The organism is Vibrio sp. RW (genome assembly GCF_027587105.1).
GTDB classification, from domain to species: domain Bacteria; phylum Pseudomonadota; class Gammaproteobacteria; order Enterobacterales; family Vibrionaceae; genus Vibrio; species Vibrio toranzoniae.
Window position 1 is genome coordinate 1 of sequence record NZ_JAPPTM010000022.1, and the last position, 13,826, is coordinate 13,826.

General features: G+C 43.1%; 15 protein-coding genes. 5 read left to right on the forward strand and 10 right to left on the reverse strand.

Features of this window, described 5'->3' with window-relative positions; translation table 11 throughout:
- Positions 1-134: 134 nt before the first annotated feature.
- Positions 135-308, forward strand: a complete 174-nt coding sequence (locus OCT63_RS16450; protein WP_269984071.1) for a hypothetical protein — start codon at positions 135-137, stop codon at positions 306-308.
- Positions 309-636: 328 nt separating this feature from the next.
- Here the strand turns inward: OCT63_RS16450 and OCT63_RS16455 are convergent, their stop codons facing one another.
- From OCT63_RS16455 to artP, 5 genes are all read right to left on the reverse strand, one after another.
- Positions 637-1,779, reverse strand: a complete 1,143-nt coding sequence (locus OCT63_RS16455) for an ATP-binding protein (RefSeq protein WP_269984072.1) — start codon at positions 1,777-1,779, stop codon at positions 637-639.
- Between the two features lie 313 nt (positions 1,780-2,092).
- Positions 2,093-2,761, reverse strand: a complete 669-nt coding sequence (gene artM / locus OCT63_RS16460; protein WP_269984073.1) for an arginine ABC transporter permease ArtM — start codon at positions 2,759-2,761, stop codon at positions 2,093-2,095.
- Positions 2,758-3,444: an arginine ABC transporter permease ArtQ gene (artQ, locus tag OCT63_RS16465; RefSeq protein WP_060467723.1), complete on the reverse strand. Its 687-nt coding sequence runs from the start codon at positions 3,442-3,444 to the stop codon at positions 2,758-2,760. The genes artM and artQ overlap by 4 nt, the downstream gene beginning before the upstream one ends.
- A gap of 7 nt (positions 3,445-3,451) precedes the next feature.
- Positions 3,452-4,183 carry an arginine ABC transporter substrate-binding protein gene (locus OCT63_RS16470; RefSeq protein WP_060467724.1) on the reverse strand — a complete coding sequence of 244 codons (732 nt, stop codon included), beginning with the start codon at positions 4,181-4,183 and terminating at the stop codon, positions 3,452-3,454.
- 120 nt (positions 4,184-4,303) lie between these two features.
- Entirely contained in the window at positions 4,304-5,032 is a 729-nt protein-coding gene (gene artP, locus OCT63_RS16475) for an arginine ABC transporter ATP-binding protein ArtP (protein ID WP_161672518.1), read from the reverse strand.
- Between the two features lie 523 nt (positions 5,033-5,555).
- Here artP and OCT63_RS16480 point away from each other — a divergent pair.
- Positions 5,556-7,379: an ABC transporter ATP-binding protein/permease gene (locus tag OCT63_RS16480; RefSeq protein WP_269984074.1), complete on the forward strand. Its 1,824-nt coding sequence runs from the start codon at positions 5,556-5,558 to the stop codon at positions 7,377-7,379.
- Between the two features lie 198 nt (positions 7,380-7,577).
- Entirely contained in the window at positions 7,578-8,042 is a 465-nt protein-coding gene (locus OCT63_RS16485) for an acyl-CoA thioesterase (RefSeq protein ID WP_060467727.1), read from the forward strand.
- A 154-nt stretch (positions 8,043-8,196) separates the two neighbouring features.
- Here OCT63_RS16485 and OCT63_RS16490 read toward each other — a convergent pair whose 3' ends face one another.
- Complete coding sequence (locus tag OCT63_RS16490; RefSeq protein WP_269984075.1) at positions 8,197-10,452, reverse strand: peptidase U32 family protein; 2,256 nt, start codon at positions 10,450-10,452, stop codon at positions 8,197-8,199.
- 104 nt (positions 10,453-10,556) lie between these two features.
- Here OCT63_RS16490 and OCT63_RS16495 point away from each other — a divergent pair, with 104 nt between their 5' ends.
- Positions 10,557-11,216, forward strand: coding sequence for a glutathione S-transferase (locus tag OCT63_RS16495; RefSeq protein ID WP_269984076.1), 660 nt, complete (start codon positions 10,557-10,559; stop codon positions 11,214-11,216).
- 169 nt (positions 11,217-11,385) lie between these two features.
- Here OCT63_RS16495 and OCT63_RS16500 read toward each other — a convergent pair whose 3' ends face one another.
- The 4 genes from OCT63_RS16500 to OCT63_RS16515 form a co-directional block, all read right to left on the reverse strand.
- Positions 11,386-11,835 (reverse strand): GyrI-like domain-containing protein, encoded by a 450-nt coding sequence (locus OCT63_RS16500; protein WP_269984077.1) that lies wholly within the window; start codon positions 11,833-11,835, stop codon positions 11,386-11,388.
- A gap of 67 nt (positions 11,836-11,902) precedes the next feature.
- Positions 11,903-12,136, reverse strand: a complete 234-nt coding sequence (locus tag OCT63_RS16505; RefSeq protein ID WP_161672523.1) for a hypothetical protein — start codon at positions 12,134-12,136, stop codon at positions 11,903-11,905.
- Between the two features lie 8 nt (positions 12,137-12,144).
- Positions 12,145-12,396 (reverse strand): Rho-binding antiterminator, encoded by a 252-nt coding sequence (locus OCT63_RS16510; protein WP_161672524.1) that lies wholly within the window; start codon positions 12,394-12,396, stop codon positions 12,145-12,147.
- A 134-nt stretch (positions 12,397-12,530) separates the two neighbouring features.
- Positions 12,531-13,262, reverse strand: coding sequence for a glucose 1-dehydrogenase (locus OCT63_RS16515; protein ID WP_060467733.1), 732 nt, complete (start codon positions 13,260-13,262; stop codon positions 12,531-12,533).
- A gap of 222 nt (positions 13,263-13,484) precedes the next feature.
- Here OCT63_RS16515 and OCT63_RS16520 point away from each other — a divergent pair, with 222 nt between their 5' ends.
- Complete coding sequence (locus OCT63_RS16520; RefSeq protein ID WP_060467734.1) at positions 13,485-13,817, forward strand: PBPRA1643 family SWIM/SEC-C metal-binding motif protein; 333 nt, start codon at positions 13,485-13,487, stop codon at positions 13,815-13,817.
- The last annotated feature ends 9 nt before the right edge of the window (positions 13,818-13,826 follow it).

Consider the following 13,826-nt stretch of genomic DNA (forward strand, 5'->3'; position numbering starts at 1 on the left):
TCACTGCATAGCACCTTAAACACATAAATCAACGCATAGTAGAAATGCCACGCGTTGCGAATCTGCCTTAAGCGCTTTGTTAGTTTGCCACCGCGATGAAGCCAGAGGTTTAGCGCCAAGGTGCTGAATTAGCTATGAAACTACTGGCTTTGAATGCAAAAGTAAAACGGACAGCTCAGAATTTAAACCCAACTAACAAAACGCACTTGGTTAAGAAGACTTTCGTAGATGCCGACAACCACAAATACCATCTTTCAATGTTCCCGCTTAACTTTCAAAGCCAAAGAAACCGCGCGCAAGAACGTTGAGAAGTGAACCTTACTAACACGAAAGAAATGAGTAACACGGAAGCCAATTAGTCGAAAGACTGGCTACGCGAGATGCCTATTTCGATGAAAAGTCTTTGTGAAATAACAGGTGAATAGCTAGAACACGGAACAAGGCTTTTAGACCATAAACGCTTTTCTGCTCCTTGCAAACTAACGCCACGTTAAGGCGTGAGTGAATGTGTGCCACAATTGGAGCGAAGCGAAAATGGCACGCGTTTACGAATCGCTCTTAAACGTTTTGTTATGTGCGTTTTATTTATATCTAATTAGGCAACGTTATTGGAACCTTAAATGCTTTGTTATATGCCTACACGAGTTGCTCGAAGATCCATTCAGAGAACACCCTTTCAATGTGCCAACGGTTGTAGTTACCATCTGGAAACCTTGACTCAAGTAACTTATTTCGATTAAGCATGAATGCATTGTATTTCTCTTTGAACTCAGCTTGTAACTGTAGCCTTTCACTATCATTACCAATGATAAAAAATGGTAGTCTAATAATTGGTGGCTTAATCTGTGAAGAAATTGGAGATGCTAAGGCTCTTGAAGTAATCGTTGCTGTCTCAATTTCCCGTAAATGCTTAAACAAGCTATATACTAATGTACCTTTTTGAAAATAATAAAAATCACAGTAAAAATCCGCTTCAAAGCCATCATTAGCTTCGGGGTATGTAATAAATTCAATATCGGGAAACGGGATTTTCAAATTTTCTTTATAATAATGCACGACTAAAAGTTCTTCGATTACAGCATTTTTATATTTTAGATAGTAGTTATACTGTTTTGGTTGTTCGACAAGAACATTTTGCCACCAATAGTTACCACCTTCATATTCAAGTTCACCTATCTCGATTGTAAAGTCAGGATCAACTGCATAATAAGCTTTATCTACTCCGTCATAAATCCAGTTTTCGGAGTCTTCTAAGATAATCGAAAACCGTTTAGGGGCGGATAAATCAAGTCCAAACCTTTCAGACCACATAGACTTTAGGTCAGATGGATTCGCACATGAATCTAATGGCGTATTAGTGTCCTCAACACGCGAGTAAACAACCCCGGCACGAATGAGCTTGTTCTTACAACGAAACTCCTGTGTGAGGTAATACGGCTTAAGCCGTTCATTAAATATTGTTAGTACAGCAATCTCAGCACCTTTGTATACCAAAGCATTCAATTGTATATTGGGTACGTTATGTTCACTAAATGCCAACTTTCGTAAATGATTGATAATGTCTGCTTGGCTGTATGACTTATCTTCCTGAGATAAACCTAGTACCTCAAGTGAGTCTGAAATGCCAAAGACAATATATCTATTACCATCATGTATGACATTTGCCATACATAAAATGTCATGGACTAACGCAGCGATATTTTCATGAAATTTTTGTTTAAAATCCCACCACAGACCTTCTCTACCGCTTAGAAGCAACTGATTAACTAAATGTTCCATATATCTCCACTCGGGCATATAACAGTTATTAGACCGAATCATTCTGCATTTAAATACAGAATGATTCGGTCTAGTTTTATATACTCGAAAACATACCACTATTAGTCAATTAATTTCAGTAGCTTAAAATTAGGTAAAGTTGAGTACGTCACAAAATGCAGAAACTTTCCATATAGTGGTTGTGTCAGTAACATCATCAAACTGTACATAATCACAGCGCTTCGATGTACTAATCCCAAATCCCAAAAAGCCTGCCATCTATACGAACATAAATGGCAGGCTTTTTAAATTTATCAGCTTATAGAATGCTAGGTTACGCAGCTTCGAATGCGAGGGATTTCTTCTCTACCTGACGAAAAATAAGCGTTAATACACCGTTTACTGCTAGGTAGAATGCGCCAGCAATACCGAACACGGTGAGCGTATCGTAGGTTTGGCCATTAATACGCTGAGCGTAGCCCATCAAATCCATGATGGTGATGGTGCTTGCCAATGAGGTGCCCTTAAATACTAGAATAACTTCGTTCGAGTAAGCTGGAACGGCGCGGCGTAGTGCGTATGGCAGTAACACTTTAAGCGTTGCTACTTTGTCCATACCGAGTGCGCGACATGCTTCCCACTGCCCTGCTGGAATCGCGTTGAATGCGCCTCTGAACAGTAGCGTGCTGTACGCTGCGGTGTTCAATGCCAATGCCAACATCGCGCAGAACCAAGGTTGGCTTAACCAAGTCCACATAAAGCTTTCACGAATCCAATCGAACTGACCCGGACCGTAGTACACCAAGAAGATCTGAACCAGTAATGGTGTACCAGTGAACAAGGTGATGATGCTGCGTGTTACCCAGTGAATCGCAGGTAATCTTAGGATCAGTGTTACCGTCATCAGTAGCGACAAGATACAACCAACAAGCAGTGACGCGCCGGTCAGTTGAAGACTCGTGGCTAAGCCTTCAAGCATTTGAGAGAGGTATTGTTGATTCATGCCATTGCCCCTTTGTTACCCAAACCTTGAATAGAGAACTTACCATCAATCACTTTTACTGCTCTTTGCGTAATCAATGTGATGATTAGATAAATAGCTGCCGCCGTTGCATACCAAGTAAATGCTTCGTGCGTTGCTGCTGATGTTAACTGCGCTTGCTTCAATAGATCGGTTACGCCAATCAGTGAAACCAGTGCGGTGTCTTTGAGTAGAACCAACCATTGGTTCGTTAAACCAGGCAGTGCGTGTCTTACTGCCTGTGGCAATACGATTCTGAAAAATGCGCGAGATTGAGGAATACCCAATGCACTCGCCGCTTCTCTCTGCCCTCTGCTTACTGCCTTCAATGCACCACGAATGGTTTGTGAAGCGTAAGAAGCGAAGATAAGTGACAACGCAACAACACCAGATAAGAACGGGCTAACTTCAATAAAGTCACCAGTGATCATGAAGAGCACTTGTGTTGAACCAAAGTAGATAAACAAAACTACCAAGATTTCTGGCAGACCACGTACGATTGTCACGAACGCGGTTGTCGGCCATTTGATTGCAATACGACGAGACATTTCACCGCCAGCAAACAATACCGCTAAAACTAATCCAACCAATAGACTTACGAATGCAAGCTGAATTGTCATCCAGCTTGCTTCGACGAGCCCTAAAGAGTAACCCGTTAACTGCAACTGCATATTACTTACCGAAGTACTTGTTGAAGATCTTGTCGTATTCACCGTTCGCTTTCACTGCTGCAAGTGCTGTATTCAACTGTGCAACTAGCTCTGGGTTGCTTTTGTTTACTGCGATGCCGAAACCGTTACCGAAGTATTCTTGGTTTGTTACTTGGTCGCCAACGTACGTTAGGTTGTCTTGCTTTTTGAACCATTCAGCGACTACGGCAGTGTCACCAAATACAGAATCGATACGACCGTTTTTCATATCGATGAATGCATCTTGGTAGCTTGAGTAAGGAACAGCAGTTACACCTGGCAGTTGCTCAAGTAGGTAGCTTTGGTGAGTCGAACCGTTTTGAACACCGATACGCTTGCCTTCAAGTGCCGCTTGGTCTGCGACTTTGCCTTCAATAGAAATGAATGCTGCAGAGTTGTCGTAGTAAGCATCAGAGAAGTTTACTTGTTGAAGACGCGCTTCAGTGATGTCCATTGCCGAGATAGCTGCATCGTAACGTTTGAATTTAAGAGCTGGGATCAGGCTATCGAACGCTTGGTTGTGGAAAGTACATGTCGCTTTCATCTCTTCACAAAGTGCGTTTGCTAGGTCTACGTCAAAACCTTGAATTTGGTTGTTCTCGTCCATGTATTCGAACGGTGCGTAAGTTGCTTCCATTGCGAATTTGATTTCTTCTTGAGCCGCTGCATTGAAAGAAGCAAGACCGATAAGTGAAGCTAGTAGAATCTTTTTCATTTTGTTACTCCGAATACATTGTGATAGTGGCCTGTGGCCATTCTTATAATTTGATTGTTTTAATCGATGTTGTGTTTAGCTAAATCTAGTGAGTCAACTTGTTTTTAGTGAGCGACTTACTTAATGAGTAAGATACTCGGCAAACTCTGGAGTCTGCGGATTAATAAATGCGTCGTTGGTGCCGTGTTCAACGATGTAACCCTTCTCAAGGTAAAGAACATGGCTTGCAATCTTCTTGGCGAAATCAACTTCGTGAGTCACAACAACCTGAGTGATCCCAGTGCCGCTTAGTTCTTTAATGATGCTAACGACTTGGTTGGTGATCTCTGGGTCGAGTGCTGCCGTTGGTTCGTCAAACAGCAATACATCTGGTTTCATCATAAGAGCACGAGCAATCGCAACACGTTGTTGCTGACCACCTGACAGTTGCAATGGCCAAGCGTCTGCTTTGTCTGCAAGCTGTAAGGTCGTTAATACCGTTTGTGCTTGCTTAATCGCTTCTTCTTTATCTAAACCGGCTACTTTGGTTGGCGCTTCAATCAAGTTTTCCATTACCGTCATGTGTGGCCACAAGTTGTATTGCTGGAACACCATGCCGACTTTACGACGAAGTTTAAGCCCCTGCATCTCTTGGATTTGGCTTGAAAAATCGAATTGCTCGTTAGCAATGTCTAATTCGCCGTTGTCCGCGATTTCTAGCAGGTTCAAAACACGCAGTAGTGAACTCTTGCCCGCGCCGCTTGGGCCAAGCAATACCAAGGTTTCACCACTCTCACAATCGAAACTGATGTCATGAAGAACTTGGGTATCACCGTATGATTTGTTGATGCTCTTTACTTGAATACTCATGCCAGATTACTGCATTAATTGTCATTTGTTGGTTATTCTATTTTAACTGGGCTTTTATGCAAGAAAAATGTATAAAAAATTAACTTGTTGAATTTTTGTAACAAACATTGCACAAAAAACAGTCTCAATGACTGGTCTAACATCTATAAAATACAAGTCATTGATAAAACAAGCTTCTAGATAAAAGGCAAACGTTTCACCATTGATTTATAAATCAACAGGCACAGAGATAACTATAAACACACTTCCCTATTTCAGCCGATTTACTTGCATAAAAATAAGGGTTAAATAATCCAATAGTCTTTCAAATCACGAAGATCAGAATGACTAATTTTACTTTTAGCCAATCTGTATGAGTCACTTAGCCTTAATGAAATTTGGGAAATTGCGCTTCCGTAGGAGCGTCCACCTATAATAAATGCTTTAATGGGTTCTATTCTCAACAAGTGCTTCCCAGCGAACAAAACGCACTACAAGCAACAAGCCACCTATTTTTAAAGCGACAACACATTAAGGCAGTCATATGCAAAACGATGTCTCTTCTACGCTCGACTCCACTCAGCGATCGACTCAACAAGCGCCAGAACCCAAACCTGAGAAGAAAAGCCTCAGTATTTTGCTAGAGCTGAGTAAATTTATTCAGCCCTATAAAGGTCGTGTAATAGCAGCGTTGATTGCGCTGATCTTCACTGCGAGTTTAACCCTTTCGGTTGGTCACGGTATCCGTCTTCTTATCGACCAAGGTTTCAGCCAACAATCACTATCAGACTTAGGCAGCGCGATTCAATTCATCATGGTCGTGGTCGTGTTGATCTCGATTGGCACCTTCTTCCGCTTCTATTTAGTCTCTTCTGTTGGGGAGCGAGTGAGCGCGGATATTCGTTTATCGGTTTTCAATCACGTTGTGACGCTGCACCCAAGCTACTTCGAAACCAATGGCAGTGGCGACATCATGTCGCGCATCACAACCGACACAACTCTGCTTCAAAGCATCATTGGTTCGTCATTTTCTATGGCAATGCGCAGCGCATTAATGTGTATTGGCGCAATCATTATGTTGTTTGCGACCAACATTAAGCTAACGCTGATTGTGTTGGCCTCTGTGCCGTTTATCTTGATTCCGATTTTGGTATACGGACGACGTGTGAGAGCCCTCTCTCGCCAAAGCCAAGATTCAATGTCTGATGTGGGCTCTTATGCCGGCGAAGCAATTGAGCACATCAAAACGGTACAAAGCTACAGCCGAGAAGCACAAGAGAAAGCCTCGTTCGCGATTGAAGTAGAGAAGGCTTATGAGATTGGTCGTCAACGTGTAAAACAGCGCGCGATACTTATATCAGGCGTGATTGTTATCGTGTTCAGCGCAATATCAGGGATGCTTTGGGTTGGCGGTAGCGATGTGATTAATGGCACGATGTCGGCGGGCGATCTGGCAGCGTTTGTGTTCTACGCGATTATGGTCGCTTCATCGCTAGGAACGATTTCTGAAGTGATGGGTGAACTGCAACGTGCGGCAGGTGCAACAGAACGATTGATCGAGATTCTACAAGTGGAAAGCCACATTGTCGCGCCTGTCGAAAACCCAACATCACTGGATAACGTAACACCAGAAGTCGCTTTTGATGATGTGACCTTCTGTTACCCATCAAGACCAGACCAGCCAGCAACAAGCAACCTCTCTTTAACTGCCCATGAAGGTAAAGTGTTGGCACTGGTTGGCCCGTCTGGCGCAGGTAAAACCACCCTATTCGAACTGCTGCAACGTTTCTACGACCCCCAAGTGGGCAAGGTAACGCTAGGCGGCATTAAACTGAATCAGTTTGACCCGAACGAATTAAGAAAGCAGATGGCATTGGTGCCGCAACAACCTGCTTTGTTCAGTAACGATATGTTCCATAACATTCGCTACGGCAACCCGCAGGCAACAGACGAGCAAGTTATCGAGGCAGCTAAGAAAGCACACGCGCACGAGTTTATTCAAAACCTACCTGATGGCTACAACAGCTTTCTTGGTGAGCGTGGTGTGAGATTGTCTGGCGGCCAACGTCAGCGTATTGCCATTGCTCGTGCCATCTTGAAAGATCCCAATATTCTGTTATTGGATGAAGCAACCAGTGCGCTAGACAGTGAAAGTGAGCATCATGTTCAGCAAGCATTAGAAGAGTTAATGCGTGGCAGAACGACGATCATTATTGCCCATCGTTTATCAACAATTAAACACGCCGACCAAATTGCGGTACTCGATCAAGGTCAGCTTATAGACATCGGCGACCACCAGTCGCTCATCACTAGCTGCGAATTGTACCAACGCTTGGTTGAGCTGCAATTCAAACACCTTAATGCCTAACCATTGCGTGCATATGTAATTAAGTGTCTGACATTGTGTGATTTCGAGCTTCAAAAACTTGAATCACACGTGTTGCAGTTTTGTTAATTTGGCGGTAGGGTTTTTATTCCAATAACAACTTATCCCGTTGAAGGATAAGCAGATAACGTTAATTACCCAGATAACATTAATTACACAGATAACAATAAGAGGGTTCGCATGGAAGAATTATTGTCTGACTACCCGGTAGTAACAGAAATACCTGTCGCTTGGGGAGAAATGGATGCACTTAATCACGTTAACAACGCGGTGTATTTTCGTTATTTCGAAACGGCTCGCTTAGATTTTTTTAAGCACGTCGAACTGATGGAAGAAATGGCTCTCACCAAAGTTGGCCCTGTACTTGGTGACACTTATTGTAAGTACTTCCGTCCAGTCACCTACCCAGACACATTGATGATTGGATCACGCGTCACCGATATTCAAGACGACCGCTTTACTATGGAATACGCGATCGTCAGTAAAGCACAACAAAAGCTCACAACGGTTGGCACTGCGACCATCGTGATGTTTGATTTTGCTTCAAACCAAAAAGCCCTTCTTTCGCTGCGCTTAACAAACGAAATCGAAAAGATGAACACGTTGAAAAGCCCATGCTTCAAACAGGAAGCTGTGACGGAATAACGTATTCTCAAGCTAAGAACGACTTAGTAAGTCTCAGACACTAAAAAGCCACTCGATCGAGTGGCTTTTTGTTTATTGGTTCGGAGTGCTTATAAGCGGTTAAGGCTCATAGACCTTGAATGCTCTTTGTCTTAAAAGCTATAAACCTTGCACCCTATAAACCTTGAACGTACTGAGCATTAGTTCGAACTTCAACTAGCTGCTCTAGGTTCTGTTGTGAACCTTCTACGCCGTTCAGTAGCGCTTCGAAGTGCTTGATAAGCTCTACTTTGTCTTGTACTTCTTTCGAACCTGCACCAATGTTGGTTAGGTCAATGAAGAACTCGTCAAACAAGCCTGAGAAATCGGTTACAGCGTCATGGTTTAAGAACTGCTCGTGGTTGTAAATGCTTGGGTAGCCACCCTTCTGCTTATCAACCGCGAAAGAGATGCCTTTCACGTTAGTAATTGTGGTCGCTTTCTCACACTTCAACATACAACCCGCTTCGATGCTTGGTTTGTTGCAACCCACGGTTCTTTGGAAGAAACACTGACGACTGGTCATCATCAAGATTGGGTGGTAGATGCTGTAGAACAGTTTGAAGTTTTCCGGGCGGCGAATATGACGAATCTGACCTTTGTTGATCTCGTTCGAAATGAATGCACCTGCACAGTTAAGCTCTTCTTTAAGCGTCACTAACGCGTGAGAGTTAGTTGTGTTCATGAACGGGCCTGCAACCCACTCGATACCCATTTCGTAAGCCTTGTACGCAATACCCGTGTTGTTGGTTACGATGCGAGCTGGCTTGATCTCTTCAAGGATACGAACTGCTTCGTCGTAATCTTTACCAATCAATACTGCTGGGAACCAAGGAATCAAACGTGGGTTTGCAGCCAAGATGTCGATGTACTTGTTACAACGCTTTTTGAAGCTTTCAGGCAGTTTGAAGTACACATCGGCATCAGTTACGTCGCACAGGTGCAAGTCTTCCACATCGGCGATAAGCATCGACATGGTTGGCTTTTCATTCACTTTAGGGTGTTGAGGCAGTGCTGGCACTTCAACGTGCTTAATCACTTCCACAGAGCCATTCAGAATGAAGTCAATCTCGTCTTTAAGGTCTGAAACCTCTTTTAGAGGAATCAGCAAGCCCGCATCTAATTCACTGAAGTCGTGGCTTTCTAACGTATGAACCGCACTCTTCACGTTCTTGAATCGCTTCTCAAGTAGCTCTTGAGTGATCGCCTTCTCTTCTACCGCTTTCAATAGCGATTTAGATTGAAGGGTAAAGTTCTCTTTAGGCGTGTTCACTGTCACCGTGAATGGTTGACCCACTTTTGCACTGAACGATAGTGCTACTGGCGTCTTACGAATATCAAGAAACTCGATCTTGTCACGCATTTCGCTACCAAGTATGTCTTTCGCTTGGTGAAGTTCGTTAGTCACTTCTTGAATCTGTACTACTGAGATTTCGTTGTTCTGCTTCGTCGCTTTCTCAACAGCGTAGTTCATGCTGTTGTCGCGCGGGTTATCAATGAACATGTCTTTCGTTAGGTTTCCCTTTAGGAAAGAGTTGGTGAAATCACGGTTGAATACTTTGTGCAGGTTCGAATCGTCTTCGATCAACAAACCACTCTCTACAAAGCTATCAATCTGTTTACGCCACGTGTCTACCACTGTGTAAACATAGTGTGCGCCTTTAATACGACCTTCTACTTTCAACGAGTCAACTTTCGCGTCAACCAATTCAGGTAGGTCGTAGTAAGCTGAGTTATCTTTCAAGTTCAGTGGGAACTTGTTGCCCGCGTTGGTGATTTCGTATTCATCACGACACGCTTGGCTACAACGGCCACGGTTACCAGAGTTACCGACACTTACAGAGCTTGAGTAACATTGACCAGAGAATGCGATACACAGCGCGCCGTGTACGAAGACTTCTGTCAGTACATCGTGATCGTGCGCCACTTCTGTCAGCATTTTAATTTCTGGAAGGTTTAACTCACGTGACAAGTTAACGCGTGTTGCGCCAATCTTAGACAAGAATTTAATCTGGCCTTCGTTGTGTGTCGTTAACTGAGTTGATGCGTGAACATCCAGTGATGGGAAGTACTTCTTAACCAGGTTGAATAAACCCAAGTCTTGAACAATAATGCCATCCACTTTGGTGTTCACAAGCTGGTTCAGCAGTTTGGTGATGCTCTTAGTCTCATGCTCCAGTAGCACAACGTTAAGAGTCAGGAACACTTCACAGCCGTATTCATGAGCAAGGCGAATCACACCATTCAATTCGTCTAACGATAGGTTAGAGGCTCTGTTACGAGCGTTGAATGTGTCTAAACCACAATAAACTGCATTAGCACCCGCTACGATGGCTGCTTTTATCGCTTCTACATCACCACCTGGGGCTAATAACTCAATTTTTCTGCTCATTTTTGAAGTCGCTCACTTACTTATAATTTTTAAGCCGCGTATTCTACCCACATCACGATCTCTTTACCACCTAACAACACTTTTCAAACTAAATGACCTCAATAATGCCAAACGAATCCGATTTACCTATCCTTTATTCTTTGCGCCGTTGCCCTTACGCAATGCGCGGCCGAATGGGCATCGTTTTATCACAACAAAAAGTGTTACTTCGAGAAATCGTCACTAAAGACAAGCCTAGCGAACTATTAGCTAGCTCGCCGAAAGGCACTGTACCGGTACTTGTGCTGCCACAAGGTACGATTATAGAACAAAGCATAGAAGTGATGATTTGGGCATTGGAACAAAACGATCCTCAAGATCTGATGCGTTCAAGCGAGCCTGCACTAAATCAAGAGGTTCTTGAGTTGATTGCTCGTAACGACAATGAGTTTATTGGTCACCTAGAAAAGTATCGCGCGTCTGTTCGCTACCGAAACGTTGATACTGAACAACGCAGAAAGGCATGCGAAGGGTTTATTTCTGCACTGGAAAGTAAACTCGCTCAACACGAGTACCTTTTTGGCAATACACCTAGCCTCGCCGACTTTGCGGTAATGCCGTTTGTCAGCCAGTTTGTAAGAGTTGAAAAGAAGTGGTTTGTGCAATCTGAATATCAAAACGTAGGACGTTGGTTAAGAGCCCATCTAGACAGCAAACTCTATACCCAAGTAATGAAGCAATACCCTCTGTGGAATGAAACCAAGCAAGATTCTGTTTTTGGGTGACTTAAGGGAATTCAGGGATAGATAAAACGAGGGGGATTAAGCAATTACGTGACACTGTATCTTATTTGTAATGAACCGATATTCAAAGGCTTAACCTCTCAACCCGTTGCCGCTATCCCTTAATTAGATACCACAGTCTCGGTTAAGCCTTTTGTTCATTTCAAACAGATCACTGAATCGCTATCGAAATCTCGACAGCCATTTCGCCTTTGTAAAACTCAAAATCAGTTGTATAAGTTCGCGTATGTGGACAATCTGGGTCGTTGAAATAAGCCCACACCTCTCCCCATAAATCGATAACCGCTTGTGGTAATTCACCTTCGGCAAAGAACGTTAAGTACTTCCCTGCTTTTATTTCGGTTTCAACAAGCGCATCTAAACTCTGATCTGTAAGTACATTAGTACACGCGATAACATCAAATTCACCGGTAAAGTCAGACTCGTAATTGGTGTAGATACCATATACTTTTGAATCAGGCGTTAATGTGGGAAATACTTGGTCAAAAAAGCCCTGCCACAATTGGCCTATCTTGGCTTTAGCTGGGTCAATCTCATCGGTATTGGTGGTTCTTACTGAAAAGCCGTACGCTTTTACGGCTTCAATCATTTCTACTTTCATTCGTTTTCTTCCTAAGCCAATTGATGCTGTAACTGTATTAAAGCCAAAGTTTCGCAGAGTAACACTATTAATCTTGTATCTCTTTATGACCACACTTTTCACAGACAAGATGACGAGAAAACTCATCCATTGATGCGATAAACGGACCGAGGAACCAACCTTTGATCACTCCCGACCAGAACTCATGTCGCTTTTGATTCGGCCGGCCGGCAAACTGACTTTCTTTTCTAACCAAAACCACAACATGTGTTGTGTCTGAGCGACATGCCGTGCAATAGCATTGTTCAGTCGTGTTATTCATTTAAGAGCTCATGACGTTATGAATGAAATCTGCTGAAAGTGAGGGTTATCGACACAGACTTCTAGTGTTGCAATTTCAGTTAACACAACCAGTTGTTCTGTTTCTTGCTGACTCACTTTAATGCACTCTTCGCGGTTATCATTACGCTGTGTATCTAATCCGACACATTCTATCTGTTCGCCAGACCTCAGCGTTAATTTAATTGGGTATCGATGCAGACACACAATCTCAATATAATCGTAATCATTACAACTAATCATAAACCCCCTATGCGACTCATCGTTACACTATGTTGTTATAAACAATAAGTTAACCACAAAACTTTCAACTACTTGACCATATTCTAATTTTTTCAGGTTGTTATTTCTCAGTCTAGCGACCTGCTTTCAAAGCTCTATCGACCACCTGCAATATCTACAAACGAGCCTGTTACATAAGAAGCTTCATCAGACAATAACCATGCTATCGAATTAGCGACTTCTTCTGGTGTACCGCCACGCTGAAGTGGAAGCTGTGATGCTAATCTATCCACTCGCCCAGGCTCTCCACCATCGGCGTGCATTTCAGTATAAATGCACCCCGGTCTAACGCCATTCACTCGAATATTTCGTGAAGCTAACTCAAGCGACAAGCCTTTGGTTAATGAATCCATAGCGCCTTTAGACGCTGCATAATCCACATATTCAAATGGTGCGCCCGTTCTAGAGGCCGCGGAAGAAACATTGACTATCGCTCCCCCATCTTGTGCTTGTTTGATGAACGCTTTGCTACACAAGAAGCAGCTGGACACATTCGATTTCATCACTTTCTCAAAGCGGTCAAATTCAATATCAACCAACGCAGATTGGGTAAATAAGATCCCAGCATTATTGACCAAATGAGTCACTGCTCCTAATTTATTACAAGCGATCTCGAACAACGATTTAACGTCTGATTCAACAGATACATCCGCACGCACGCTAATAGCCGTTCCACCCTGTTCACGAATCTCAGTCACCAATTCTTCGGCTCTCGACTCATTATGTATGAAGTTAACACATACGGCATAACCCTTGCTGGCCAACAACTTAGACGTCGCTGCACCAATACCTCTGCTCCCGCCTGTTACAATAACTACTTTTTTCAAAATAACCGCCTTACATTTATGTTTTAACACAATCTGAATCCACTACGAGCGCTATACCGTCACTAAAAACGGGGGTGGAAAAATTCGGTTTGCTTTTGGATTAAGCTAAACAAGCTTTAGCCACATCACTGCTTTATCAATTTGAATATATGCGTATAATCGCCGCTCCATTGCGCTATCATCATTAAAAATAGCGCCATTCAACATTTTACTGAGTACCCAATGTCGAAACTATTTTTCAAAGGCCGTATTGAAACAAGACAGAACCACGTTCTTGCTGGCTACAACGTAAACCGCGATGTAAAAGCGGGTACTGAAGAATCTCCAATCGTCGCAACGGTTCAAACTGAAGCACGTAAAGCAGAAGTTGAAGCGCTAGCAGCCGAACAAACTATCTTTGTTAACGTAACAGTAGACGCAGAGAAAGAAGAAAATACGCTTGAACTTGATATTCTGCTAAACAAGCCAAAAACAATGACATTTGAAAAGACGCCTAACCGTAACGACCCATGTTCTTGCGGTAGCGGTAAGAAATACAAGAAGTGTTGTGCATAAGGCTTCTTA